The sequence below is a fragment of the Halomonas sp. H2 genome, from assembly GCF_050215315.1.
Classification (GTDB): Bacteria; Pseudomonadota; Gammaproteobacteria; order Pseudomonadales; family Halomonadaceae; genus Vreelandella.
The window spans coordinates 1676401-1702705 of record NZ_CP189760.1 but is presented as its reverse complement, the minus strand read 5'-3'; the positions used below and the strand labels follow the sequence as shown (position 1 = coordinate 1702705).

General features: G+C 53.8%; 25 protein-coding genes. 7 read left to right on the top strand and 18 right to left on the bottom strand.

The features are described from left to right. Positions 1-28: 28 nt before the first annotated feature. From glpK to ACQE2I_RS07865, 4 genes are all read right to left on the bottom strand, one after another. A complete protein-coding gene (gene glpK / locus ACQE2I_RS07880) occupies positions 29-1513 on the bottom strand; it encodes a glycerol kinase GlpK (protein WP_427031042.1) in 1485 nt (494 codons plus the stop codon). A gap of 111 nt (positions 1514-1624) precedes the next feature. Continuing rightward, positions 1625-2383, bottom strand: coding sequence for a DeoR/GlpR family transcriptional regulator (locus ACQE2I_RS07875; protein WP_427031041.1), 759 nt, complete (start codon positions 2381-2383; stop codon positions 1625-1627). A 127-nt stretch (positions 2384-2510) separates the two neighbouring features. Next, positions 2511-4391: an SLC13 family permease gene (locus ACQE2I_RS07870; protein ID WP_427031038.1), complete on the bottom strand. Its 1881-nt coding sequence runs from the start codon at positions 4389-4391 to the stop codon at positions 2511-2513. A 71-nt stretch (positions 4392-4462) separates the two neighbouring features. After that, complete coding sequence (locus tag ACQE2I_RS07865) at positions 4463-5440, bottom strand: NADPH:quinone reductase (protein ID WP_427031037.1); 978 nt, start codon at positions 5438-5440, stop codon at positions 4463-4465. Positions 5441-5643: 203 nt separating this feature from the next. On the opposite strand from ACQE2I_RS07865, the gene ACQE2I_RS07860 reads away from it, so the two are divergent. Both ACQE2I_RS07860 and nfo read left to right on the top strand, forming a co-directional pair. After that, complete coding sequence (locus ACQE2I_RS07860; RefSeq protein WP_427031036.1) at positions 5644-6399, top strand: glycerophosphodiester phosphodiesterase family protein; 756 nt, start codon at positions 5644-5646, stop codon at positions 6397-6399. A 42-nt stretch (positions 6400-6441) separates the two neighbouring features. Further along, positions 6442-7299, top strand: coding sequence for a deoxyribonuclease IV (gene nfo / locus ACQE2I_RS07855; RefSeq protein WP_427031033.1), 858 nt, complete (start codon positions 6442-6444; stop codon positions 7297-7299). A gap of 224 nt (positions 7300-7523) precedes the next feature. Here the strand turns inward: nfo and ACQE2I_RS07850 are convergent, their stop codons facing one another. Further along, positions 7524-7958 (bottom strand): hypothetical protein, encoded by a 435-nt coding sequence (locus ACQE2I_RS07850; RefSeq protein ID WP_427031031.1) that lies wholly within the window; start codon positions 7956-7958, stop codon positions 7524-7526. 242 nt (positions 7959-8200) lie between these two features. Between ACQE2I_RS07850 and ACQE2I_RS07845 the strand changes: the two genes are divergently transcribed. Together ACQE2I_RS07845 and ACQE2I_RS07840 are read left to right on the top strand one after the other, a co-directional pair. Beyond that, positions 8201-9919 carry a proline--tRNA ligase gene (locus ACQE2I_RS07845; RefSeq protein ID WP_427031410.1) on the top strand — a complete coding sequence of 573 codons (1719 nt, stop codon included), beginning with the start codon at positions 8201-8203 and terminating at the stop codon, positions 9917-9919. Beyond that, positions 9903-10496, top strand: a complete 594-nt coding sequence (locus ACQE2I_RS07840; protein WP_427031029.1) for a transglycosylase SLT domain-containing protein — start codon at positions 9903-9905, stop codon at positions 10494-10496. Before ACQE2I_RS07845 ends, ACQE2I_RS07840 begins: the two co-directional genes overlap by 17 nt. A 5-nt stretch (positions 10497-10501) precedes the next feature. Here ACQE2I_RS07840 and ACQE2I_RS07835 read toward each other — a convergent pair whose 3' ends face one another. The 3 genes from ACQE2I_RS07835 to ACQE2I_RS07825 form a co-directional block, all read right to left on the bottom strand. After that, positions 10502-11719 carry a PqqD family peptide modification chaperone gene (locus tag ACQE2I_RS07835; RefSeq protein ID WP_427031027.1) on the bottom strand — a complete coding sequence of 406 codons (1218 nt, stop codon included), beginning with the start codon at positions 11717-11719 and terminating at the stop codon, positions 10502-10504. Between the two features lie 666 nt (positions 11720-12385). Then, entirely contained in the window at positions 12386-12541 is a 156-nt protein-coding gene (gene ccoM, locus ACQE2I_RS07830; protein ID WP_427031026.1) for a cytochrome c oxidase subunit CcoM, read from the bottom strand. 120 nt (positions 12542-12661) lie between these two features. Then, on the bottom strand, positions 12662-13180 hold the full coding sequence (locus tag ACQE2I_RS07825) for an FKBP-type peptidyl-prolyl cis-trans isomerase (RefSeq protein WP_427031025.1): 519 nt from the start codon (positions 13178-13180) through the stop codon (positions 12662-12664). Positions 13181-13306: 126 nt separating this feature from the next. On the opposite strand from ACQE2I_RS07825, the gene ACQE2I_RS07820 reads away from it, so the two are divergent. Next, a complete protein-coding gene (locus ACQE2I_RS07820; RefSeq protein WP_427031023.1) occupies positions 13307-14668 on the top strand; it encodes an AmpG family muropeptide MFS transporter in 1362 nt (453 codons plus the stop codon). A 35-nt stretch (positions 14669-14703) separates the two neighbouring features. Here ACQE2I_RS07820 and ACQE2I_RS07815 read toward each other — a convergent pair whose 3' ends face one another. Beyond that, on the bottom strand, positions 14704-16521 hold the full coding sequence (locus ACQE2I_RS07815; RefSeq protein WP_427031022.1) for an SEC-C metal-binding domain-containing protein: 1818 nt from the start codon (positions 16519-16521) through the stop codon (positions 14704-14706). A 107-nt stretch (positions 16522-16628) separates the two neighbouring features. Here ACQE2I_RS07815 and ACQE2I_RS07810 point away from each other — a divergent pair, with 107 nt between their 5' ends. Continuing rightward, complete coding sequence (locus ACQE2I_RS07810) at positions 16629-18539, top strand: DNA topoisomerase III (protein ID WP_427031020.1); 1911 nt, start codon at positions 16629-16631, stop codon at positions 18537-18539. Positions 18540-18980: 441 nt separating this feature from the next. Here the strand turns inward: ACQE2I_RS07810 and ACQE2I_RS07805 are convergent, their stop codons facing one another. Further along, positions 18981-19880, bottom strand: coding sequence for a LysR substrate-binding domain-containing protein (locus ACQE2I_RS07805; RefSeq protein WP_427031018.1), 900 nt, complete (start codon positions 19878-19880; stop codon positions 18981-18983). A 119-nt stretch (positions 19881-19999) separates the two neighbouring features. Here ACQE2I_RS07805 and ACQE2I_RS07800 point away from each other — a divergent pair, with 119 nt between their 5' ends. Next, positions 20000-20701 carry an FMN-dependent NADH-azoreductase gene (locus ACQE2I_RS07800; RefSeq protein WP_427031017.1) on the top strand — a complete coding sequence of 234 codons (702 nt, stop codon included), beginning with the start codon at positions 20000-20002 and terminating at the stop codon, positions 20699-20701. 55 nt (positions 20702-20756) lie between these two features. Here the strand turns inward: ACQE2I_RS07800 and ACQE2I_RS07795 are convergent, their stop codons facing one another. The 8 genes from ACQE2I_RS07795 to ACQE2I_RS07760 form a co-directional block, all read right to left on the bottom strand. Continuing rightward, positions 20757-21080 (bottom strand): DUF1330 domain-containing protein, encoded by a 324-nt coding sequence (locus ACQE2I_RS07795; protein ID WP_427031016.1) that lies wholly within the window; start codon positions 21078-21080, stop codon positions 20757-20759. A 233-nt stretch (positions 21081-21313) separates the two neighbouring features. Then, entirely contained in the window at positions 21314-21799 is a 486-nt protein-coding gene (locus ACQE2I_RS07790) for a VOC family protein (RefSeq protein ID WP_427031015.1), read from the bottom strand. Positions 21800-21899: 100 nt separating this feature from the next. Further along, on the bottom strand, positions 21900-22139 hold the full coding sequence (locus ACQE2I_RS07785) for a hypothetical protein (protein WP_427031014.1): 240 nt from the start codon (positions 22137-22139) through the stop codon (positions 21900-21902). A gap of 13 nt (positions 22140-22152) precedes the next feature. Next, a complete protein-coding gene (locus ACQE2I_RS07780) occupies positions 22153-23517 on the bottom strand; it encodes a S8 family serine peptidase (RefSeq protein WP_427031012.1) in 1365 nt (454 codons plus the stop codon). An 83-nt stretch (positions 23518-23600) separates the two neighbouring features. Continuing rightward, entirely contained in the window at positions 23601-24389 is a 789-nt protein-coding gene (gene map / locus ACQE2I_RS07775; protein WP_427031011.1) for a type I methionyl aminopeptidase, read from the bottom strand. Beyond that, the gene (locus tag ACQE2I_RS07770) at positions 24382-24588 is read right to left on the bottom strand and encodes a ParD-like family protein (protein ID WP_427031010.1); all 207 of its coding nucleotides are present in this window, start codon (positions 24586-24588) and stop codon (positions 24382-24384) included. Before ACQE2I_RS07770 ends, map begins: the two co-directional genes overlap by 8 nt. Before the next feature lie 155 nt (positions 24589-24743). Next, complete coding sequence (locus ACQE2I_RS07765) at positions 24744-25145, bottom strand: DUF2784 domain-containing protein (RefSeq protein ID WP_427031009.1); 402 nt, start codon at positions 25143-25145, stop codon at positions 24744-24746. A gap of 160 nt (positions 25146-25305) precedes the next feature. Then, positions 25306-25998, bottom strand: a complete 693-nt coding sequence (locus ACQE2I_RS07760) for a hypothetical protein (protein ID WP_427031008.1) — start codon at positions 25996-25998, stop codon at positions 25306-25308. Between the last annotated feature and the right edge of the window lie 307 nt (positions 25999-26305).

The window sequence follows — 26305 nt, the reverse complement described above, 5'->3', positions numbered from 1 at the left end:
TCATTAAGCATCTGCTACTGATCCTTATCTAGGTAGAACGCACTCTTGACACCGCATCCAACCACCCCTGATAAAGCTGCTCGCGGGTAGCCTCCTCCATTGCAGGCATAAAGCTCTTCTCACAGCGCCACAGCTGCTCGATCTCTTCCAGGGTTTGATACCAGCCTAGTCGCAGCCCCGCTAAATAAGCGGCGCCCAGCGCAGTGGTTTCGAGGATGGTCGGTCGATCCACCTGAACGCCCAGCATATCGGCAAGAAACTGCATCACCCAGCTGTTTTTCACCATACCGCCGTCGACGCGCAGTGTACCGGGGGGAGCTTCCATATCGTCGTTCATACAGTGCTGCAAGTCGCGGGTTTGGTAGCAAACCGCTTGCAGGCCCGCAGCGACTATTTCAGCAATGCCAGTATCGCGGGTTAAACCAAATATCGCCCCTCGTGCTTTGGGGTCCCAGTACGGCGCGCCTAAGCCCGTAAAGGCTGGCACTAGATAGACGCTGTGACCACTACGGGTTTTCTGCGCCAACGCTTCGGTTTCCGAGGCGTCAGCAAATAGATTCAAGCCATCGCGCAGCCACTGTACCGTCGCCCCGGCCACGAAAATACTGCCCTCCATCGCGTAGGTCGGCTTACCGTTCAGCCGGTAGCCGATTGTGGTCAATAGACGATTACGCGACAGCGACGGCGTTTCCCCGGTATTCACGATCATAAAACAGCCGGTGCCGTAGGTACTTTTACCCATGCCCGGTTGAAAGCACGCCTGGCCAACTAAGGCAGCCTGCTGGTCTCCCGCCACCCCTGCAATAGGCAGCGAAGTACCCAGCCAGTGCGCTTCAGCAGTGCCAAAATCATCGCTGGAGTCTTTCACGTCGGGGAGCAAAGTGGCGGGTATATTAAACAGCGCCAGCAGCTCTTTATCCCACTCTTGGGTATGGATATTAAACAGCGCTGTACGCGACGCGTTAGTCGCATCGGTAACGTGTTGCCGGCCGCCAGTTAGCCGCCAAATTAAAAAGCTATCCACCGTTCCAAACGCTAGCTCGCCCTTATCGGCGCGCGCCCTTGCACCCTCGACGTTGTCCAGAACCCAAGCTAGTTTGGTGGCCGAAAAGTAGGGGTCAATCAATAGGCCCGTTTTAGCTTGGACGGTCTCGGTGTGGCCTTGATCGCGCAGCGACTGGCACATATCAGAGGTGCGGCGATCCTGCCAAACAATGGCGTTGTAGAGCGGTTTACCTGTTGATCGATCCCACACAATGGTGGTTTCCCGCTGATTGGTGATACCAATACCGGCAATTTGGTCAGCGGAAATTTCAGCTTTCTCGATGACATCACGACAGGTCGCCACCACCGTTTCCCAAATATCCTCAGGATTGTGCTCAATCCAGCCGTCATGGGGGAAATGCTGGGTAAACTCCTGCTGGGCGACAGCGGCGGTCTTTCCTTGGCGGTCAAAAAGAATAGCGCGCGAGCTAGTGGTACCTTGATCGATGGCGAGAATAAATGAGGACATAACAAGTTCGCTTTGTTGGAGAGTCTTTCGTTTTTGTATGTTTGTTTTCGCTTTATTATCATTCAAGACTACTCCAGCCACTCGTAATGCTCAAGGCCGAAACTCGTCTCGTCAGGCGATATAGAGTGCTACATCATGCTGGTTGAGCAATCGCTGAATCGCCTCCGGAGGGTTGCGGTCGGTAAATAGTGCATCCAACTGTGCCAAGTTACCTTGTCGAACAACCGGGTTACGGTGAAATTTAGAGTAGTCCGCCGCCAGATATATGCGCCGCGAATTAGCGATGATCGCCTGAGCAACACGCACTTCCTGGTAGTCAAATTCCAGCAATGAGCCATCCTCATCAATACCGCTAATCCCAATAATGCCGTAATCCACCTTAAATTGGTTGATAAAGTCGATCGTCGCTTCACCAATAATACCGCCGTCGCGGGAGCGCACCTGACCACCGGCGATGATCACGGTAAAGTCCTCTTTGTGCTGCAGGATGGCGGCGACATTCAGGTTATTGGTAATGATCTCTAAGCCCTGATGCTCTAACAGCGCTTGGGCGATCACTTCGTTACTGGTGCCGATATTGATAAACAGCGAGGAGTGATTAGGAATGTGCTGCGCTAAACAGCGGGCAATGCGCTCTTTCTCATCAAGATGCAGCGTTTTGCGAGTGCTGTAAGCGGTATTGACCGTGCTTGACTCAATTCCCACACCACCATGCACGCGCCGTACCCGGCCTTCATCGGCGAGGGTATTTAAATCGCGACGAACGGTTTGTGGCGTCACAGCAAAGTGATCGGTGAGCTGTTCGATACTCATATAGCCGTGCTGGCGAACTAGCTCGACAATAGCATCCTGACGGAATTGTTGATTCATAAGCCCGGCCTGTTCGATTTTTATTGATATATTAACATTAAGGTTAGCAAAATTTTCGAAAGCTCATAACATTCATGGCGCAATTAGATAGCTACCTAACCGACAGACCGGGCAGTTGCAGCGCTGCTTAAAGCGGCCACACTAAAAGAATAAGCGGAATAGCCACCGCCACAACCACTAGCGAAAGCGGTAGCCCTAACTTCCAATAGTCGCCAAACCGGTAACCGCCAGGGCCTAGTACCAAGGTATTCGACTGATGGCCAATCGGCGTTAAAAATGCACAGGAAGCACTCACGGCCACCACCATTAAGAAGGGGTCAAGCGATACGTCAAAACCGTTGGCTAAACTCACCGCAATAGGCGCCATCAGCAGTGCCGCCGCCGCATTGTTAACCACATTAGAGAGCAGCATGGAGAGCACAAACAGCCCGACCATAGTGATGACTACCGGCCACTCGCTGCCAAAGTGCAGCAACCCGTTGGCAATTAAATCTGCGCCACCACTGGTTTCTAATGCCTCACCCACGGGGATCATCGCCGCCAGTAGCACGATGATGGGGCCGTCTATGGCTTGATAGCCTTCGCGCAATGGCAGCACGCCAATCAGCAGGGAAATCAACGCGGCGGTGCTCATAGCGACGGCAGCGGGGAGTAAATCAAACAGCATAGCCACAATCGCCAGGGCAAAAATGGCAAGCGACATTACCAGTTTACGTGGCTGACCCAGGTGCAGCTCACGTTTAGCAAGCGGCAGGCAGCCCAGTGAGGCAAGGCTTTCCGATAGCTCGTTTTCACTGCCCTGTAGGAGTAATACATCGCCATTTTTAAAACGAATATCGCGTAACCGCTGCTTCAAACGGCCGCCATCACGCGCGACAGCCACCAAGTGCAGTCCAAATTGATGGTTCAAGCGAAGCTGGCGTACGCTGCGATTAATCATCATCGAATCATTGCGCACCACGGCTTCAATTAGCTGCAGGCCTTCGGTATCCACCGGCTGGCGATCATGCGCGGCCTCTTTCTTATTGGCAGTATCAGTGTCTTTCGCTTGTGACTCTTCTGTCGGTTCTTCCTCTAACTCTTCCTCCGGCTCTTCCTCCAATTCAGCAATGGCGCTAAGCCCCACTTTGTCTTCCAGCAATTGCAGCTCATCGGGGCCCGCTTCTAACAGCAGAATATCACCCTCTTCCAAGGCTCCGTGAAAGTTATAGCCAGCACGGCGATTGTCATCGCGGACCACCGCCAAAACGGGGATCGTTTCATCCAGCTCGTCGTACAACTGCTGCAGCGTTAAGCCTTTGGCTTTCGACTCTTCGCCTACTTTGAGCTCAACCAAATAGTTGGCGGTATCAAACATCTCATCGGTAGAGGCTTGCCCACTACGCTTGGGGGTCAGGCGCCAACCAATCAGGACAATAAACGCCAAACCGGCCGACGCCACCGCGATGCCGACCGGAGCAAAGCTGAACATACTAAACGCCTCACCGGTCACCTCTCTTCGATAGCTGGAAATAATGATATTAGGCGGGGTGCCGATCAACGTTGTCAGGCCGCCAAGTAAAGAACCAAACGCAAGCGGCATCAGCAGTAACGAGGGCGAAGTGTTGTGCTCACGGGCCAAGCGCATAGCCACTGGTAGCAACAGGGCCAAGGCGCCCACGTTATTCATAACCCCTGAGAGCAGTAAGACGGTACCCACTAGCACCAAAAGCTGCAGCAGCAGGTTTTCACCAACCTTCAGCACTTGGTTGGCAATAATATCGACCACGCCGGAACGCTCAAACCCACGACTTAGCACCAGCACGGCGGCGACGGTAATCACCGCCGGGTGGCCAAAGCCTGCAAAAGCGCCTTCGGCTGGTACAAGCCCCAACATGACCGAACCCAGCAAGGCCGCCAGCGCCACCAAATCATAGCGAAATCGCCCCCAGATAAACGCGGCAAGCGTTAGCCCAAGCACGATAAACACCAGCGTACTGGGCGCTATTGCTAAGTTTTCAATCGACATCCTTTTCCTACTCCCTTGCCGCCGCCTGAGTGGCGCCCCTATCAGCGATGGCAAAAGGGCCATCAAACCCGCTATGGCAACAGAATAGTAGAACCCGTGGTTTTGCGGCTTTGCAGCGCGTTTTGGGCTTTGCCCGCTTCTGCCAACGGGTAGCGATTGGCGATATCGATGTTAACTTTACCGCTTTCAATCATGGCGAAGAACTCTTCGCACATCGTCTCCAACCGCTCGCGGGTATCGGCATAGCCATTGAGACTGGGGCGAGTCACGTAGAGTGCGCCCTTCTGGTTAAGAATGCCGATATTAACCCCATCGACTGGCCCGGAGGCGTTGCCAAAGCTAACCATTAGCCCACGTGTTTTTAGGCAGTCCAACGATATTTCCCAGGTGTCTTTACCCACCGAGTCATAGACCACATCGCACATGTCGCCGTTGGTGAGCTCACGCACGCGCTCGGCCACGTTTTCTTCGCTGTAGTTGATCGTCGCCCAGGCGCCGTTGGCCATGGCTAGATCCGCTTTTTCCTGTGAGCTCACAGTACCGATCAGCTTAACGCCTAGTGACTTTGCCCACTGGCAGGCAATCGAACCCACCCCACCGGCGGCGGCGTGAAACAGAATGGTTTCGCCACCTTTTAGTTCATAGGTTTGGCGCAGCAGATACTGCACGGTAAGCCCCTTGAGCATACTGGCCGCTGCGGTATCAAAATCCACGAAGTCAGGTAGCTTGACCACTTTCGCTGCGGGCAAAGTATGCAGCTCTGCATAGGCGCCCAAAGGCCCTTGGGCATAAGCGACGCGATCACCTACGCTTAAGTGCGTCACGCCAGCGCCGACAGCATCGACCACACCGGCGCCTTCGGTGCCAAGGCCAGAAGGCATAGCGGGTGCAGGATAAAGCCCGGTACGAAAATAGATATCAATAAAATTGAGGCCAACAGCTTTATTGGCAATACGCACTTCGCCCTGACCGGGTTCAGCGGGGGCCACGTCGACTAGTTCAAGCACCTCGGAACCACCGGTCTGGGCAAATTGGATACGCTTGGACATTAGGGTTTCCTTTCATTCATTGTTGGGTTTGTACAGATAGACAAGACAACTGGTGCCGCTATACAAGCGCGTCGCGAGCGATAAATCAAGCTAGCACGCTAGCGGACTTTGACGAACTTTAACGCTGCATAGTGAAATCCCGCTGTCATGCAGCCATGCTAGACTTAGCCAACTTAATTTCGTCTCAGGCGTAGAGATTTGTCATGACGCATCCCGCAATCGAACTACCCACGCTGATTGCTCATCGCGGTTACTCCGCTGCAGCCCCCGAAAACACCTTAGCGGCAGTGCGCGCTGCCCATCAAGCCGGCGCCACATGGGTTGAGTTGGATGTACAGCTACTCGGCGACGGTACGCCGGTGATTTGGCACGACAGCGATGTGGCGCGCTGCTCAAATGTGCGTGGCGAATTAGCCTCAATGAGCTGGGCGACAGCGCAAACACTGGATGCAGGCAGTTGGTTTGGCGATAGCTTTGCAGGCGAGAAAATGGCCAGTTTGGAGGCCATGCTGGCGCTGCTTAACGAGCTAAAGATGGGCGTTAATATGGAGATCAAGGTCAACAAAGGCCGCGACCCAATTGCACTGGTTGAGCGCGCCTTGCCGGAAATGCTGGATACGCTGCCTGCGGAGCGTTTAATCATTTCTTCATTTAATCCCAGCGCCCTCCACCACTGTCGCCAATTTGCAGATAAAGAGCGGTTAGCCCTTGGCGTACTGTTTGGTAGCGTACCCAAAACCTGGCAAGCGCAGTGCGAGGCCATTGAGGCTTTTAGCGTTCACCCTGACTGGCCGCGCTTGAAACGTTCCCAAGCCGACGCAATGCAGCGCGATGGCTATCAAATTTTGTGCTATACCGCCAATGACCCCAGTGCCTTTCATAGCCGTTGGAAATGGGGAATCGCCAGCGTCATTACTGACGAGCCCGCCGCGTTCAAGCGCTTTTTAAATAGCCATTAATCAGTGTGAATTGAGCTGCCAGAAAATGACAAGGAGTCTAGTGTGAAGTACCTAGGAGCCCATGTAAGCGCCGCCGGTGGCGCCGATCAAGCCGTGCAGCGTGCGGTAGAAATCGGCGCTGACGCCTTTGCTCTGTTCACTAAAAATCAGCGCCAGTGGCAGGGTAAACCGCTGACTGATGAAGCAATTCAAGCATTTCGTGACGCCTGCAGTGAACACCACTTCGTACCTGAGCAGATTTTGCCCCACGACAGCTACTTAATTAATCTCGGTCATCCCGAACAGGAAGGCCTACGCAAATCCCGCGACGCCTTTTTAGATGAGATGCAGCGCTGCGAGCAACTGGGGCTGACGCTACTTAATTTCCACCCCGGCAGCCACTTGAACAAAATCAGCGAAAGCGACTGTTTAAAGCGCATTGCTGAATCCGTTAATGAAGCGCTAACGCATACTAAAAGCGTTACTGCAGTGATTGAAAACACCGCAGGGCAAGGTACCAACCTAGGCTGGCGCTTCGAACACTTAGCTGAAATTATCGCCCACGTCGATGACCAAAACCGTGTCGGCGTTTGCATTGATACCTGCCACGCCTTTGCGGCGGGCTATGATTTACGCAGCGCAGAGGCGACCCAAGCAACCCTGGATGAGCTCGGTAAGGTGGTGGGGTTTGAGTACCTGCGCGGGATGCACTTAAACGATGCTAAAAGTAACTTTGCCAGCCGCGTGGATCGTCACCATAGCCTGGGTAAAGGCAACATCGGCCTGCCCGCTTTCACCACCATCATGCAAGAGCCGCGGATTAACGCCATTCCGATGATTTTAGAAACCGTCGAACCCGAAATATGGGCTGAAGAGATTAGCTGGCTCCGCGCTCAGGCACACACAGTTCAAGACAAATAATCCGGTGCGTGGTTTTTTGCACGTCGGGCAACGCTTGCCTACCCTCAGACTCCTTCACCCAAGCCTCACTCGGCCAACCCCTGGGACACACGCTTAACCCCCGGCGGGCTCTTTCCTAGTGTGCCTAACCCCGCCCAGTATGCTTAAACTCAAGCGCTATCGGCGAGCATAAAAAAACCCAGCCCGGCATACAGCCGAGCTGGGTTTTCTTTTTCAGCGTAACCTTACATTGCTGAAAGCTTCTCTTCATCCAGTACGCCAGACATACGTACCATGGCCAACGCTTCGTCCAGGCTGCCCATCTCTTCGATCATGACCAGCTCACTCTCTAAACTCACCGGCTGACCGGCTTTCTCAGAGAGCAATTTTTCGAGGGAAGCAACATCCATAGTATCGTATAAGTGGTGAACATCGACTGAGGCGCTGCTGTGGCCCGGCAGGTAGATGGTGCCATTAGAGAAATCCACGGCGTAAGCAATCACTCCGGGTACGATAAAGAACAGCAAACCCACCCCATTGGCGATAGCGATAGCCGGATCAATATCACCGCTTAACTGGCCTTTTCGCTCCGGATGAAAAAGCGTACCGCAACCACTTAATGACACAATAGAAACGCCAATTACGGCACCAGCCAACCAGCGACGAACTGCTTGATGCATGAAGATTTCCTCAAACAAAAAAGTAACGATAATCGTCGATATAGCGTATTTCGCTTGCGTTTTTTGCCGACTATCGCGCTATAAAACCCGATAAGTTTAGCACAGCCATCTCAAAGCATAGATGATTTGGCGATAAGGACTATTTTGCCGCTTTCACCGCTAGGCCGTACAATGCCAGCATCCAACGCTTATAAGCACTTTTATCAAGAACTTTTATCAAGAACTAAGGAATGCTCACGCCCATGCGCGCCAGCCAATTACTGATTGCCACTCTAAAAGAAACCCCGGCTGACGCCGAAGTCATTAGCCACCAGCTAATGCTCCGCGCTGGGATGATTCGACGCTTAACCTCGGGGCTTTACACCTGGCTGCCACTGGGCCTGCGCACGCTACGTAAAGTGGAAGCCATTGTGCGTGAGGAGATGAACCGCGCCGGTGCTCAAGAGGTACTCATGCCCGCCGTGCAGCCCGCCGAACTTTGGCAGGAGTCTGGCCGTTGGGAGCAGTACGGCCCTGAGCTTTTACGCCTTAAAGATCGCCACGACCGCGACTACTGCGTTGGCCCAACCCACGAAGAAGTTATCACCGATCTGGTGCGTAAAGAGATCGCCAGTTACAAGCAGTTGCCGGTCAATTTCTACCAGATCCAAACCAAATTCCGCGACGAGATTCGTCCACGTTTTGGGGTGATGCGCTCGCGTGAGTTCATCATGAAGGATGCTTACTCCTTCCACCTGGATGAAGACTCGCTGAAGCAGACTTACCAGGATATGTACGACGCCTACACGCGTATCTTCACGCGTTTAGGGCTTAACTTTCGCCCGGTAATTGCCGACAACGGCTCCATCGGTGGCACCGGCTCCCACGAATTCCACGTGCTCGCAGACTCTGGCGAGGACGATATCGTGTTCTCCAACTCTTCGGATTACGCGGCCAATATGGAAAAAGCCGAAGCGTTGCCCGCGCCGCTTGGCAGCCAGGCTGCCCGCGCTGAGCCCAGCGAAGAGTTGCGCCTGGTTGATACTCCTGACGCCAAAACCATCGCGACGCTGGTTGAGCAGTTCGAGCTGCCGATTGAAAAAACGGTTAAAACCTTGATGGTTCACGCAGCCGAAGGCGGCTTGATCGCACTACTGGTGCGCGGCGATCATGAGCTGAACGAGGTAAAAGCGGAAAACCTACCCCAAGTCGCCGCGCCGCTAGCCATGGCCAATGAAGAAGAGATTCGCGCCGTGGTTGGCGCAGGCCCCGGCTCACTTGGCCCGGTAGGCTTGAAAATGCCGGTAATTATTGACCGCAGCGTGGCGTTGATGAGCGACTTCGGCGCCGGCGCCAACGTGGATGATAAACACTACTTCGGCATTAACTGGGAGCGCGACGTAGCCCTGCCCGACGTGGCTGACCTGCGCAATGTAGTGGAAGGCGACCCCTCTCCCGATGGCCAGGGCACGCTCTCTATCAAGCGCGGGATTGAGGTCGGCCACGTTTTCCAGCTTGGCCAAAAGTACTCCCAGGCCATGAACGCTAACGTGCTGGGCGACAATGGCAAAACCAGCCACCCATGGATGGGCTGTTACGGCATCGGTGTGACCCGTGTGGTTGCCGCAGCCATTGAACAAAACCATGACGACTCGGGCATTATCTGGCCCAACGCCATTGCCCCATTCCAGGTGGCGCTGGTACCCATGAACGCGCACAAATCCCAGCGTGTTCGCGAAGAGTCTGAACGTCTTTACCAAGCGCTGAGCGCGGCTGGTTTAGACGTCTTGTTGGACGATCGCGATACCCGCCCCGGCGTTAAGTTTGCCGATTTGGAACTGATGGGCGTTCCGCACCGCCTAGTGATCGGCGACCGCGGCCTGGACAACGGCGAACTGGAATATAAAGGTCGCCGAGATAGCGAAGCCACCATGGTACCTGCGGATCAAATCATCGACTTTTTGCGTGAGAAAGCTAGCTAAGGTAGTAACGCTTAGCGGGGTGTTGCTGAGCGGTGCAGGGTTTATAGCGACAAGCCCCGTTGCGGCTCAGCCGCTACCCCCAACCCTGCGCCCTACCCTTGAAGCCGCTAATCAGCAGCATCAAACGCCCCAACAACAGTGGGTAGCGCGTCAGTGGCGTGAACGTATGGACACGCCACTAGCGCGTTTTATGGCTGATGCCACGCAGCGCCAACTACTGCTAACCCGCATCTATCAAGAAGCTAGGCTGGCAGGCTTACCGCCGGATTTGGTGCTAGCGTTGATTCAGGTAGAGAGCGCCTTTAAAGCCGATGCGATCTCCTCCGCGGGCGCGGTCGGCCTGATGCAAATCATGCCTTTTTGGGTCAGTGAGCTTGGCCTGCCGATTGACGATTTAACCCACCCGCCGCGCAATCTGCGCTATGGCTGTACGATTTTGGCGCACTATTTGGCGATCGAAAATGGCGACTTTACTCGGGCGCTGGCCCGCTATAACGGCAGCTTAGGGAAAACCTGGTACCCGGAGCGGGTCATGCATGCCTGGCGAGATACCTGGCGTGCGTCTGCGCCGCGTTAATCGCGTTACTTTGTTGTCGCAGGCTCGACTAAACCCGTAGCCCAGAACTGACCAAGTAGCTCAGCCATATCTCTGCGGACTTGCTCAAGGGAGACGGGCATAAAAAACGCCACCAGCGTTTGGCTTAGCTCTTCAACATTCATCGCTTCATGTTGCAGTAACGCCCACACCGCACGACTGGTCACATTCATACGGTGAATGGTGCCGCCCTCTTCAGTAATCACAAATAGCTCGTCGCCGAGCGGGTACTCATGAGCTGTTTGGCGCGCACGCCAATAGCGTTGATCGCTTCTTTCAAGCGCAGCGGCTGGAGAGATTGCCGCTGGCAGTGAAGGTGACGTATACGTTGATGGCTGGGCGTGGAGTGCGCCTTTGAGCTCTCGGCCCACAAACGCTGCCGCTTGATAGGCATCTGAGTAACGCAACAGAAAACAGGGCATGCGCTGCACCAGGGGCCAGAATTTGGCAAGCAGCTCCTGGTCGGAAAGCGTATCGGCGAAGTTCTGCTTTAACAGTAGCCATAAACCCTCCCCATGCTGCAGCGGAGTCAGTTGGGGGCTGGTAACACTGTTATCACGGTCAATTAAAAGAATGGCACCTACCGGGCACTGCTCCCCGTGGCTGGCGAGCAGCGTTTTATCCAGCGCTAAATAACTATACCGGCCATCAAATGGCCCTTTGTAGCGGTGGCTAAAGTCGTGAAACTCCCTAGCAATGGCGGTGGGAAGCGGCAGGCGCAGCCGTGGGGCAACACCGAGCGCCACGCCTTTTCCTTCTGGCGTTAGCGCCACCACATCATCGCCAAATACGCGATAACCAGCTGCAGCAAACGCGCAAGTAAGGGTGCTTTTACCGGCTCGGTGGGATTCAGGGAAAATCACCAACTGGCCATCTATCTCAACGGCCCCACAGTGCAGCCCAATATAGTCGGGGTTTCGCCGTAAATACGCCCCTGACAGATCCGCAATAACACTGCACGCAGTGCTCACTGGCGTCTCAAGCCACATGCCTTGCGACAATGCAGGTGCCTGCTGCCAAAACCCTTCTTCTTGTTGCCAAACGCAGATCTCAGGCGGGGTCGGCTGAAGCGGGGACTGGGTTAACGTCCAGCCCGGTATTGCCGCTTGAAGGACTGGCAACAGCGGCTGCGCATCCACTAAGCGAAGACAAGGGCCAATCCCAGGTAACGCATAATCGGCCACCACAGCGTCAGAGTTTGTCATCGTTGCTCTCACCAACGGTGCGGAAGTAGGCGGCTGATACGCAGCTCAATGACACCATCGCGCTCCCAACGAGAACGTTCGTGATGCCTCTGGGGGCGCGAATTCCAATGGCGAGGATTAGACGAGCGCGAGTAACGGTGGCGTGAATAATCAGGCCTAGAGTAACGGGGGCGCGAGTAGTTAGGGCGAGAATAGCGGGGTCTTGAATAGCTTGGTCGAGAGTGGCTGGGCCTTGAACGACTGGGTCTTGAACGGCTGTGCCCTTGGGCTTCGGCTTGCCCCATCGATAGCAGTGTTGGGGCTACATACAGAGCAGCCGCCCCTAAACCTAAGCTAGCCAATACCTGCCGACGGGATCGACGCTGCTTTAATAACGTGGACGCTTCATCTTGAGGGCTCATTGCTTTTCTCCGCGGTTATCGAACACTGTTTCCTGAGTGTTCAATTTAACCACTGTCTAGCCAGAGCGCCACTCAATCAGGCCGCTTTCCCTATTGTTTACTCTTTTTGCACAACTCCAACGCACAATGTATTGATGATCTGCTCACTTTTTACACCCCAAAAAAAGCCAGCCCACTATAGGCTGGCAACAGAAGGCTCACTACGCTAGTCAAGATAAGCTAGCAAACCTCCTCCCCTGACAAGGTTTACAAAAAGCTAGGGCGGCTATTTTTTGCGTTCGTCTTTACGTAGATGATCACGAATTACAAACCCCACCCAGCCCAGCATAAAAACGATCATTAACGCGACGGTCACTAAACCGAAAATAACTGTGTCATCCCAATACATGGTGATTCCCCCCGCCGTGATGTATGCGTTCATACTAGCCACTCAACGGCGGGAGAATACTGACCTAGATCAAATGACGAGGGGCATAGGCAGGTAGTTAAACAGGAAATTGACTGGGGTCAATTTTTAGGCGTTATCTGCTGTGTTTCGACGCTACAGAACTTTACGGTCTTCAACTTTGCTGTGTTCAGTACCTGGCGGTAACGGATGGCCTTTGGCCAGCTCTGCACGAGTGGCTTCGCGTACGTCTAAAATGGCTACTTTATAATTTAGTGTGCGCCCCGCCAGGGGGTGGTTGGTATCGACGGTAACCCGGTCGCCATTGACTTCCAGTACCGTGACAATTTGCGGGCCGGCTTCGCCTTCGGTTTGAAAGCGGCTGCCAGGCGTCAACTCAGCCCCGCCAAAAGAGCCGCGGCTGACGTCTTGAACCAGGTCTTCGTTGCGCACGCCGTAGGCATCGGCAGGCATCAATTGAACGCTTAACTCGGCCCCGTCTGTCTGGCCCGCTAGCGCTCTCTCCAACCCCGGCACGATATTGTCGTGGCCGTGTAGGTACTCGAGCGGCTTATTGCGCGCATGGGAATCATCCAATACTTGCTTGCTGCCATCGTTGAGCACGTCGCTAAGGACATAGTGCAAGGTAACGACCTGATGCGCCGTAATCGACATGGAAAACTCCTCTCCGGTAAGCTGTCGGCTTTGTAATAGAACTTTGTGATAGAACTTTGTGATAGAACACTGCCTCAGTTTACCACTTGGCCATTGCCAGCGTCTTTCCACCAGGAGTAGCGTTTAATGTTAAGTCCCACCCCCCAGCGCAGTTGGCTTGCAGCGCTGGCTGTTTATTGTCGTGCGCCCGTTATTACCATGCTGTTTTTGGGGTTTTCCGCTGGCCTGCCATTTCTGCTGGTGTTTTCAACGCTCTCGGCCTGGCTGCGCAGCGATGGCGTTGAGGTGGCGGCGATTGGCTTTTTTGCCTGGATCGGCATGCTCTACTCAATCAAATTTTTCTGGGCGCCGGTGGTGGACCGGCTAGCGCTACCGATTTTGACCCGCGCCTTTGGGCAACGCCGTGGCTGGATGCTATTGGCTCAAGCGACCATTGCTGCGGGGCTAGTGGGACTCGCGGGTTTGAGCCCGGTGGGCAACCTCGGTTGGGTGGCCCTGTTTGCACTGCTGGTGGCCTTTGGCTCGGCGACCCAGGATATTGCCATCGACGCCTACCGTATTGAGTCCGCCGATGACGATGTTCAGGCGGCCATGGCCTCGACCTATATTATTGGCTATCGCGGCGGTCTACTCTCCGCCGGTGCCGGAGCGCTGTATATCGCGGCGTCTGCCTCTTGGGATGTGGCTTATCTAAGTATGGCGGCACTAATGAGCATTGGCGTGCTTACCGTGTTAGTACGCCCGGAGCCCAAACGTGCCTCGCTGTCCATTCAGCTTATTCACGAACCCAAAGTGCGCGCGTTTATTCGCGCCAGCCGGGGCAAGCCCAAAATCTTACGCCGCCTGGGTGCCTGGAGCATTGGTGCGCTGGTCTGCCCATTTACCGATTTCTTTAGCCGCTACGGGGTGAAAGCGCTGTGGATTTTGGTATTTATTGCAGTGTTTAGAATTAGCGATTTAGCCATGGCGTCTATGGCCAACCCGCTATACATCGACCTGGGGTTTTCACTGGCAGAGATTGCTAGCGTGACCAATATATTCGGCATTGCGATGAGCATTACCGGGGGGATTTTAGGCGGGCTTTGCGTGGCGCGCTACGGCATTGGGCCGCTGCTGATTTTCGGTGCGGGATTGGTGATGGTCACCAATTTACTGTTCGCTGTGCTTGCCTTAGTGGGCAATCAGCTCCCCATGCTAGTGGTGACGATTATTGGTGACAACCTTGCCAACGGCTTAGCCAGCGCAGTGTTTATCGCTTTTCTCTCCAGCCTCACATCACGCGCCTACACCGCGACGCAGTACGCGCTGTTCTCGTCATTAATGACGCTACCGGGGAAATTTTTAAGCGGCTTTGGCGGGCTGGTCGTTAACGCGCAGGGCTACCCAAGCTTTTTTGTTATCGCAACCCTGCTCGGCTTACCGGCTATTTTGCTGGCGGCCTGGATCAGCCGAGACAAGCAGTTAGTGCCAACCCCCAAGCCTGCCTAAACAGGCTTGGAGGCTTAGACCAGTGAAGATTTAGACTAGCGGTGTGCTTCTAGCCAGTCCAACGCGCCTGGCGTCGTGCGCCACTGATCGCGCATCAGCGTGCGGTACTGCCACGCTTCCGCACGGGAGCCAGGGTCTACCTGGCCATCCGGGTGGGGCATAGAGGGCCGCGGGCTTTCAGCACAAATCAGCTCTAACGCATGGCGGTTATGGCCCAGCACATCGCCCAGCGCGCGCTCAGCGGCCTCACGCTGCTCTAATCGATAGAGCGCCAGGACTTTACCCATTAGCAACCCAAGTACCAGCGAGCCGTCGTCGTCACTCTCTTTCGCTAGCACCAGCGCTTCTTCATTGCGATCATCGCGCAGCAGCTGATCCAGCACCAGCTCGCGCAGGCCCAAGCTATCTTCCTGGTCGATCAGCAGCAGCTCTTCGGCCAACTCGCGAGAGTGCTGGCGTGCACCGCGTTCCATGCCGACCACCAATGCCAGGCCGGTGCGCAGCAGCATGGCGTTATTGGCATCGTCCCAGCACAGGTTGCCGTCACCTTCGGCGCGGGCTTGCTCCAACCAGCGCGAAAGGCGCAGCGCCAGCGGCTCTAGCAGGCTCGGCGCCATCCACGGCAGGCTGCCAAAGCGGCTAGTGAGGGCCAGCGTTAAGTCTTGCACGACCTGAGGCGCGTCCAGCCACTCGGGATGCGCGCAGAGTGCCGACATCCACTCAATAGCGTTGCCCCAGGGATCATCGCGAAAGCCCAGCGCTACGTCTTCGTCCACTAGCACCTGAAACTGCTCATGCCAAGCAGCAAACAGGGTCGCTTCACGGGCGCTTGAGTGGTAAAGCAACCGCCCGTTTGCGGGGTCAGCGCTAACATCGATTTTGGGGGCGGTGGGCAGTGCGGCTAACAGTGATTGCAGCGCAACCAGCGGCGTAGCCAAATCCTCTTCTGCGCTGAGCAGCTGGTCGGCAAGCGTCGCGCCGGGGTTATCCGCTAGCGCGGCCAAAAAATCCAGCTGATCTTCGTCCAGTTCGCCCTGCCGAACCAGGCGGCGATACCAGAAGTTGGCACGCTCTTTGGCTTCCTGCTCATGGCCTTCATGCAGCAGCAGCATGGCTTCAATGTAGGCCAGCGTAGGCGAATCGGGCAGCGCCTGCTGGGCTTTAACAAAGGCGCCGCGGGCGCTATCCAAGTCGTCGTTATCCAGGTGCATCAAACACAGCCGCTCAAGGGCAACGCCGCGCAGAAACAGCGGCCCACGCTCCATCACATCATCAAGTAGGTCGGCGCGTTTACGGCTAAAGCCGCGCTCTTGATAAATATCCAGCAGGAGTTCAAAGGCGGGCTCAGCCTGCTCGGGCAGCCGAGACCAGTCGCTGCCATCGAACAGCGATTCGAGGATTTGCATAGCACGACCCGTCTGGCCACTTTCAGCGGCGATCAACCCGGCTTCCAGCAGCGCTTGAGCCGGTGCTTGCTGGCTAACCAACGCGGCTTTCAGGGCGGCACCCTTCCATTCGCGCAGCGAGAGCATCCACATCATTTGTTCGGGGATGTCGGTAGGAAACTCGACCTGATAACAGCACCGCTTAAATTTGCGCCCGGAGTCGCACCAGCATGGTTCGTTCCGCCCTGGCGTGGCGAGGGGCTCGCAGGCAAAATCGAGCCGTTCCAGCGGCGTTTGCGACCACAGTACTGGCGCCAGCGCCTGGGCCATGGCTACATCGCCCTCAAAGGCGTCCGCACCTTTGGCGCGCACCCAGGTCATGAAATCCGGATAGTGTTCTTGCTGCCTGATTGCCGAGAGTGCCCCGGAGGCAAATCCCAGCAGCTGATCGACCCATACCGCCAGCATTGCCGTCTCCACTGTTCAAAAGCGGCATAGTTTATCACGAAGGCTAACATCGCCGCAGCGACAACGCGTCTGCTACCATAGATTGGATTCAGTCGAGGGAAACATTCTTGATTCTTTATATTGCAGAAAAGCCGAGTGTCGGGCGCGCAGTTGCAGATGTGCTTCCCAAACCTCATCAGAAAGGTGATGGGTTTATCAGGGTGGCTAATGGCGATGTTGTAACCTGGTGTATTGGTCACTTACTGGAACAGGCTGAGCCAGACGCTTATGACCCTGAGTACAAAAAGTGGAAAAAAGAGCACCTGCCAATTATTCCGGTCGAGTGGAAACATCAAGTTAAAAGCCAAACCCGCTCGCAGTTTAATGCCGTCAAAAAATTGATCAAAGAAGCCGACCAACTGGTCAATATGGGTGACCCTGATCGCGTCGGTCAGATCCTGGTCGATGAAGTAATCAACTATTCAGGTGTAAATAAGACAAAACGCGAAGCCACATTGCGCTGTCTCGTCAACGATATGAACCCTGCTGCTATCCAGAAGGCACTGAGTGATCTTCGCAAGAATACTGACTTCATACCGTTAGCAACATCAGCCCTGGCAAGGGCAAGGGCCGATTGGCTCTATGGTATTAATATGACTCGCCTTTGCACCCTGCTTGGCCAAAGCGCTGGATATAACGGCGTTTTGTCGATTGGCCGAGTGCAGACGCCTGTATTGGGATTGGTCGTTCACCGAGACCAAGAAATCGAAAGCTTTATCACCAAACCATTTTATGAGGTCTTTATAACGCTTCAGACAGTGGCTGGTGAGTCTTTTACAGCAAAATGGAAGCCGAGTACTGCTTGCGAGCCTTACATGGACGAGGAAGGCCGCGTGCTTTTACGCAAGCTTGCCGAAGTCGTTCTGCAAAAGGTAGTCGGAAAGGCAGGCAACGTCATCGCAGTTAAACGTGACAAGAAAAAACAGCCTGCTCCCCTGCCCTATAGCCTTTCATCACTGCAAATTGATGCATCAAAGCGCTTCAACTTAAACGCCCAGAAGACTCTGGACATATGCCAACAGTTATATGAACGTCATAAACTGATCACCTACCCCCGGTCAGACTGTCGGTATTTACCCAAAGGCCATTACGCTGAACGTCAAACAGTGGCTCAGTCGATAGCCAAAACGTCGGCGACGCTTTCCGACAGCGTTCGAAAAGCTGACCTCGACCTGAAGAGTAAGGCGTGGAACGATGCCAAGGTAGGTGCTCACCACGCAATTATTCCAACGTCCAGAGCAGTGCCTGGTGATCGCTTATCTCAGGATGAGAAGAATATCTACGAGCTAGTTGCCCGCCAGTACTTGATGCAGTTTTACCCACCGTTTGAGTATGCAGAGCACCAAATCGACAGCGAGGTGGAAGGCGGATTGTTCATCGCCAAACAGAAATCCGTTATTGCTAACGGCTGGAAGGCGCTGCTGCCAACTCAAAAGACCCCAAAGCAAGACGCTGAATTTTCGTCGGTGGATCTTCCCAACGTGAAGTCTGGAGATCCTGTTACCTGCATCGACGGCAAAATGGACGAGAAACAAACCAGCCCCCCGAAACGTTTCACGGATGCAACTTTACTCTCCGCCATGACGGGAATAGCGAGATACGTATCAGACCCAGAAATCAAAAAAGTGCTTAGGGATACAGACGGACTCGGCACGGAAGCCACCCGTGCAGGGATCATCGAGTTATTGTTTAAACGACAGTTTTTAACCAAGAAAGGTAAGGAAATCCACTCGACAGAGGCAGGAAAGCACCTAGTTAACAGCCTGCCTAAACGAATGGTTGTTCCTGATATGACCGCACATTGGGAGTCTCAGCTTGAAGCCATTAGCGAGAAGCGGATGCGTTACGGGCAGTTTATGCAGCCCCTCACTGATGGCCTGAAAGCGCTAATTGCTGAAGTAGAAGTCGGTGATTTTTCGGCTCTACGTGGAATGGGCAAGAAGCCGATGCGAAAAAGAAAAACAGCTAGAAAAAAGTAGCACGGCACTAACTGCATAACGCGGTTATTTCAATGTTTAGATGGTTGGCGTCCTGTGTGCAACACAAGGACGCCTGGAGCAATATTAACTCTTGCTCAAACACTCTGCTCGTAAAGGCCACGCTTTTCAAAAACGTCGGCAAATCGGTAATCCAATCCGCCGTCGTCAGTGCCCAGAATCATATTGAAAATGACACGACTCAGTGAGGACTGCGGAAGGTTGTAATTCCTATGGTACGGCTTTACATCCCATTCGTTGGCCAAAGCACTTTCCATACTCCGCGTGATGTTCCCTACGACCGAATTAGCTGCCTGCCGTTTGCTGATAGGGCTACGCATGTAATAAGCAGCTGCGTCCTTGGTGTTAGTTTTGGGGGAAAGGTCACAACCTTGATATACAAGATTTCAATATAACGGTATAAAACTGGGTTAAACAACATGCTTACTGCTTAGATTGCACGCCTGGCACTGCCAGTACCCATTCCCGAATAGCCAGAATTGTTGGATCGTTCCGGCGGTTCTCCGGATAGACCAGAAAAAAGGCGCGATCATTTAGTTCGGGACCAAAGGGTTGCACTAGGCGTCCTTCGGCCAACTCATCCTCTATCAGTTGACGACTCATCAGCATCACACCCTGACCACCAACGGCCGCTGAGATAGCGTGGCTTTCATCAGAAAAAGCCAGCCCGGCGCCAATACTCAACCCCGGTATCTGCGCTACTTTTTGATAGCCAACCCAATCCATTGGCGAGATTAATATGCCCTGAGGACGAAAGTGAATCAGCGGATACTTCGTGAAATCTCCTTTAACGTGCTGAACAAGTTGAGGGCTGCAGGTTGGGATCAACGTGGTATCAAACAACTTCTCAGCGACTAACCCTGGCCAGCGTCCATCACCATGGCGAATGGCGAGATCGGCAGTAACCCCATCCAGTGCAACAGGTTCATGGGAGGCATGAATGCGCAGGTCAATGTCTGGATGGGAGTCACGTAGCAAGCAAACCCAAGGCAGCAGCCAGCGTACTGCCACAACAGGGGTAGTCGTCAGGGTAATGCCCCGGCGTTCCGGCATGGCACTCAGACGCTCGATGGTATGACTAATATTGTCGAACGAGGCTTCCAACACCTGCTGAAGCTCCCGCCCGCGCGGAGTAAGTTCAAGTTGCCTGGGCTTGCGCACAAACAGCGCAATGCCTAGCGCCTCCTCAAGCCCACGAATTTGGTGGCTAATCGCGGTAGGGGTAACCGAGAGCTCTAGTGCCGCCTGCTTGGCACTTTCATGGCGGGCAGCCGCTTCAAAGGCACGAAGTGCCGAAAGTGAGGGTAATCGTCGATTGCTCATGAATGAGTTTTACTCATCTATTACAGGAAGAAAAAATCGTTTGTTTGGGCTATTAAGCAGGGCCTACGCTAAGCCCGTTGTTAATTATAGATGAGTTAATCTCAAAACTGGAGTTTCCCATGTCTCATATTCTGCACATAAACGCTAGCGCTCGCCCCGGTATTGCGGGAACCGACAATCACGGCTCCCACAGCCGCCATCTGACCCACCACTTCACCGGCCAGTGGCAAGCACGGCGTCCTCAAGACACGGTCACTTATCGAGATATAGGTCAACACCCGCCCTCATTTCTCAACCACGACTGGATTGCATCAGCGTTTAAGCCGGAAGCACAACGAGAAGAGTGGATGAAAGACGCCCTGGCGGAAAGTGACCAATTGATTGATGAACTGATTGCCGCGGACGTGGTGGTGATCGGTACGCCGCTCTACAACTTCGGCATGCCTGCCGCCCTCAAGGCGTGGATCGACCAGATAGTTCGCCCCGGACGAACAGTGGAGTTCGATGACACCAACCCGATAGACCCTTACATACCCAAGCTCACAGACCGAGAAAGGCATGCCGTTGTGCTCACGGCTAGAGGCGGCGTGAATATGGCACCAGGTGAAGAAATGGCCCATATGAACCACCTTGAACCACACTTGGCCACTGCGCTGGCGTTTATCGGCATCACTCGCGTTCACTACATCGCGATCGAAGGACAGGAAGTGGGCGGTGAGGTATTGGCCAAGTCGATTACTGGCGCGATACGGAAAGTCGAAACGCTCGTAAATGAGCTCCAGGTGGCGCTGAAAAGCGCGCCATCACCTCAACCGGCCTAAATGCAGTAGATGACCTTTTACCGTCAACAGGCTGTAGCATGAGGAGCGGCTATCGTTACCCCAGGATATCCGCTCCTTTATGCCCATCTGGTACGCCTTGGACTAAAAGCACATCGCCCTCTGTATGCCGGGTACGCATCGGGCGGATCGCTTTATAAGCAGTCGAGTCATACCACCCTTGTGCTTGTTCCATGGAAGGAAACTCAATGACAACCATATCGCCCACCCACGCCCCCTCAAGAGGGGTGTATGGCCCACCATGCACGAGGTATTTGCCCGAGAATGGAGCGAGCGTTGCATCAATGCCTTCTAAATATTGTTTAATCTCGGGATCGAATCGGGTTTCTCGGATAAGAGCAACTGCATAGGCGGACATCATCACCTCTCCATGGGTAGCCACGCTGATTCGAATGGGAAGAGCTCCACCTTCTCATTAATCGCTCGCTTCAAGGACTCCGTTTCATCCATGGTCTTAGTAATCCCTTCTATAGCGACTCAGCCTCATTTGATACCAGACTTATCTCCGATCCAGCCATACCTGCTTGCTGGGGAATTAAGATAAATAACGCAGCCCCCATACAAACAAGCATATGAGTGCGTATTCCAGTTGCTTCAACCGAGTAGCGCCGCCTCAATTGCAGCGATGTCGATTTTTCTCATCTGCATCATTGCATCGAACGCGCGCTTAGCGGCCACAGGATCAGGATCGGTAATCGCTTTCATCAGAATGGCGGGCGTTATTTGCCAAGACAAGCCCCATTTATCTTTACACCAGCCACACGCGCTTTCTTGACCACCGTTGTCAATAATCGCTTTCCAATAGCGATCCGTTTCAGCTTGATCATTGGTTGAGACCTGAAACGAAAAAGCCTCAGTGTGTGTAATCGCAGGCCCGCCATTAAGCCCAAGGCAAGGAATACCCAACAGGGTGAACTCAACGGTTAAAACATCCCCTTGCTTACCCGCTGGAAAATCTTCCGGCGCACGGTGGACAGCACTAACGTACGAATCAGGAAAAGTATCAGCGTAAAAGCGTGCGGCTTCTTCTGCGCTACCATCGTACCAAAGGCAAACGGTGTTCTTTGCTGGCGTTGTCATGTCACTTCTCCAATGAAACAGGAATTTGCGCTATCCAATATGACATCACGGCTTATGGCATGTCGGCTTGCGCCTCGGTCTTATTCTGAAATCAGTAGGCTTACCAAGTACTGTCGGAGCCTGGCGGCCCCATATCGATTTGAATATCAGGCGCAATATCTACCACGCCTTGGATCTTTTTTAGTCGCTCGACGGTGACATTATCAGCCGAACCGGTAATGCAGCCGATCTCTTCAAGGATATCCTTGATGGTCAGCCCTTCCTCGCTGAGGCGCGTGGCCATTTCATTGATCGGTTGATCGCTGGAAATCGTAATAATCCACAGTTCTATATTCGGCATCGAATATTCCCTTCTAGGGGGCTTGTACCAGCCCTGCTCCCACGTGGGATTCAGGCGATGGCAGCGCTTTCACTGAAGCCACTAGCTGCTCCCAGAGTTTCATTCCTCGCAGCGAGGCATCCGACTCTGCCCAGAGAGCCGCGCAGCCTGCCACGTGTGGCGCCGCCATGCTGGTGCCACTAATGGTTTTATGGCGAGTGGGCCGGGGCCATGAAGAGAAGATATCGCACCCCGGTGCGGCAATCTCGATCTTGCCATGATTTGAAAAACTGGAAGGCTTCAGGTTCGAGTCAAGGGACGCTACAGACATCACCGTGGGCGAATTAGCAGGCGCGCCCGTGCTTGCAGAAGAATTGCCTGCGGCGGCGATAATTAGGCACCCTTTACGCAGTGCCGCCTCGCCAGCGTGGGTGTAGGCGGCTTGCACTGGGCTCTGGCTGCCAAGCGACATCGAGATCACTTCGCAGCGATTGGCAATCGCCCAGTTCAAGCCTGCCAGCACACCCGCCCCGGTGCTGCTGCCTGAGTTGGTCAGCACCTTGCCGACCAGCACCTGAGAATCGAAAGCAATACCGTAGCGCGAAGTGCTTTCGGAAGGCGCTTTTGGGCCACAGGCGGTACCGATACAGTGCGTGCCGTGCCCATTGAGATCTTGAACCGGCTCCCCAACGAAAGAGCGGGTAACGAACTCCCTGTCAGCGAAATCCGGGTGACCAAGATCCATCCCGGTATCCAGCACGGCGACTTTAATGCCAGCGCCACTCCAACGGCTTTGCGGCACCTGGCACTGAGCCAACCCCCAAGTCACCTCAAGCGCGTCCGTCTCACGCGGTTCTTCGCGTTCGTCACTATCAAGATCAACGCCTAGGTCGCGCGCGATGGTACTCGCTGCGCGCAAAAAGCCCCGCAGGTACTCAGAGTTTTTAGAACCAGAGTTTTTAGAATCAGGGTTTTTAAAATCAAAGCTTTCAGAAAACGCAAAATACTCGGGCTCAATAATTTCTATCGGACTATCCGCTGAGATCTTGTCGAAAACACTCATCCCGTGCTGCTGTAGAGCGTCACCGCCAATCAACGCAACACCGAGCTCTGGAAACACCATCGCTTCAGCATCCCCGGCATCTTCCAGGCTGACGGCTTGATCGGTAAAGTCACGCGCATCGGCCACTCGAAAGTTCTGAGCCTTCAAGGCTTTGATGCCCTCTTCCATCCTTCCCTCGCGGTAACTGATCAGAAAACGCCCGGTTTCAAGGCAGCTACCGCCACGCTCTAGCGCTGCCAACAGGAGTTTCTCAGTGCCGCAGGAAACCGAGTTAAGTGAACCGCTCGGGCCAGACGACTGGCTACCGCTGCCATTACCTTTAGGTGTTTTAGCCATCGTAGATCCCTTTTCGTTTGGCTGGACAGCAATATTGAAATACTGCTGCTTTCAGCTTAACGCACCTAATGATCTTCGCCAGATTACTTAAATCCAGGTTGACTAATCTCTTCATCGCGAAGTGTGAGCACTTCAAAACCGCTGGATGTGACCGCGACTGTATGTTCCCACTGAGCAGACAATTTCTTGTCGCTGGTAACCACCGTCCAGCCATCTCGCTTGGTTTTTATCTTGGCCCTACCCTGATTAATCATCGGCTCGATGGTAAACACCATCCCTTCTTTTAAAACCAACCCCCTGCCTTTCTTTCCGTAATGCAGCACCTGGGGTTCTTCATGCATTTCCCGACCAATTCCATGACCGCAATACTCACGCACAACAGCGTAGCCATGCTTTTCGGCATGTTGCTGGATGGCGTAGCCCACATCCCCCAACGTGGCACCGGGCTTGACCGCATGTATACCTTGCCATAGGGCCTCGTAGGTTTTATCCACCAGCCGCTTTGCATAGGGTGTGATATCGCTGATCAAGTACATCTTGCTGGAGTCAGCAATAAAGCCGTCTTTCTCCAGAGTAATGTCGACATTAACAATATCGCCTGATTTGAGCATTTGCGTTGCAGACGGAATGCCGTGACACACCACATGATTGACTGACGCATTCAACACGTACTGGTAATCGTATTGCCCCTTACTGGCTGGACGGGCCTGCAAATCATCCACGATGTATCTCTCGGCCCAATTATTAATATCCATGGTGGATATACCGGGCACTATTTGCTTATCAAGATGCTTAAAGACCAATGCGAGTAGCCGTCCCGCTTCACGCATTACGCTCAGCTCCTCTTCGCTTTTCAGCGTTACCTCACCCACCGATCACCTTCCTTACATCAACGTCGGCTTGTTTCATTTGCTCACGCATAATGTCAGAGAAGGTCATACCTGGATTCGCCTCAGCAAGCATGCCTATTTTTATCCAGTACTCCGCCTGGGCGTTGATTGAGCGCACCATAACGGCACTCGACTTACGAATATCTTCATGAAGCTGGTCATTGATCTTAACGATACCCATCACACCACCCAATATATGAAACGAATATAAAATGCATACGAATCATATACCGCTAAAAATGAAGCGACAAGCTTACCTGTCAGTCGCGCAGGGAACTCTACCAATGCATAGCCTTGTCTAGCCGAGTTCGAAAAGAACACCAGAACCTGAAAAAATTAACGAAAACGAGCATTTGGCCGTACAACAAACCAACTGGCCAACGCCAAACTACCGAATAACGTGTAAACCACCACAAACACCCACTCCGGAAGAGTGAAATAGAGCAAGCTATGCAGCCAGTACTGAATAAATGAGCCTGAATAGGTGGCGGCGCCCACCTCTGCCCTTAGTCCCATTTCCCAGGTGGTTAACGGGCAGACCACCCCCAGCCAGGCTTGAATAACCACATAGCCAATAGCGCATAGGTGCACGATACGAAAAGCGCGATTACGCACCCACTGCCAGTTCAGCAAACTGCCTACGTACACTACGAATAAGCCGAGCACCACAAAAGCCACAAACAGCACGTGGAGAATAAGGATAACGTCGGCGAGGAGGAGTAATAGCGTGGAAGGCATAGCAGCGCGAGCCTGTTGTCAAAGCTTGGTAGAGCTTCGACAGCAAGCGTTGGTGGAGGTTTAGGAAACTCGACTTCTGCCGGAGTAGTCGTGCGATAGGTGGCCGTAGCCTCTTCCAACCCTTGCTGTAATGCCCGAATACGAGCTGGCGTGTAAATCGTTAAGGTGTTTGCGCTTCGTCGCGCATCACTCTAAGCGAGGTGATTTCAATATTGAGCGCATCACGCGTTGCTGCTAACTCACGTACCTGTTCACCCACCACCGCAAGTTGGTTATTAGCCTCTTCAATCTCGGCGTTTAGTGCTTCTAGGTCTGCTTCAGCTTGCCTGCGGGTCTCTTCTGCATCCTGTCGAGACTGTTGAGCGGCATCGCGGGCGGCTTCGGCCTCTTGTTTGTCTTTTTCTACCTCGGCGTATGTCTCATTCAATTCCTCAAGGATGCTCTCCCTTTCGTCTATTTGTTCGGTGAGCGTGCCCACTTCTTCTTCGCGAGTTTCACGCTCGCCCCGTAAAGCGGTCAAGTCTTCTTTAGTATTGGCAATCTCGGCTCTCGTCGATGCAAGCGCAGCTTCCGCCTCGGCTTGTGCAACGTCAAGGTTGCTCATCCGCTGCTGCAATGTTGCTAAATCCAGCTCCGCGGCTTCAACCTCAGACATCTGTGCCTGTATCTGCTGATGCTCACGCTCAGTTTGGGCCAGCCGCGCCTCGATTGCTTCCACACTGTTTTGCCGCGCCCCTGCAATGGTGTGCGCCACAACGGCCCAGACCACGGCAATAACCGCGATGGCTAAGATCACCTTTACGCGGTTATCGCTCAACAATGCTGTCGTTGATGGTTTATTAGTCCCTGTCATTGGTGCAATCCTCTCTCTTTATGTGTATCGCTAATTTAGCAGATAACATATGTACGTCAGTGAGTTGTTACCTGCACGTTGTTAATATGGAGGAAAGTTCTTGGTTCGGCCAGAAGCGTACTTATAAAAAGCCCAATATATCAACGGCAAAAGCAAGCTAGTGCGATTTACCGAAAGCGACCGAAGAAACAAGCGCGATTATCGACTGCCCTGCCTATACTGTGACTATCCACTGACGAAATGCCAATCAAGGGGTCGCTGTGAGGATTGGGGCTAATCGCCAGCCGATTTGTTTCCCCCTACTTTC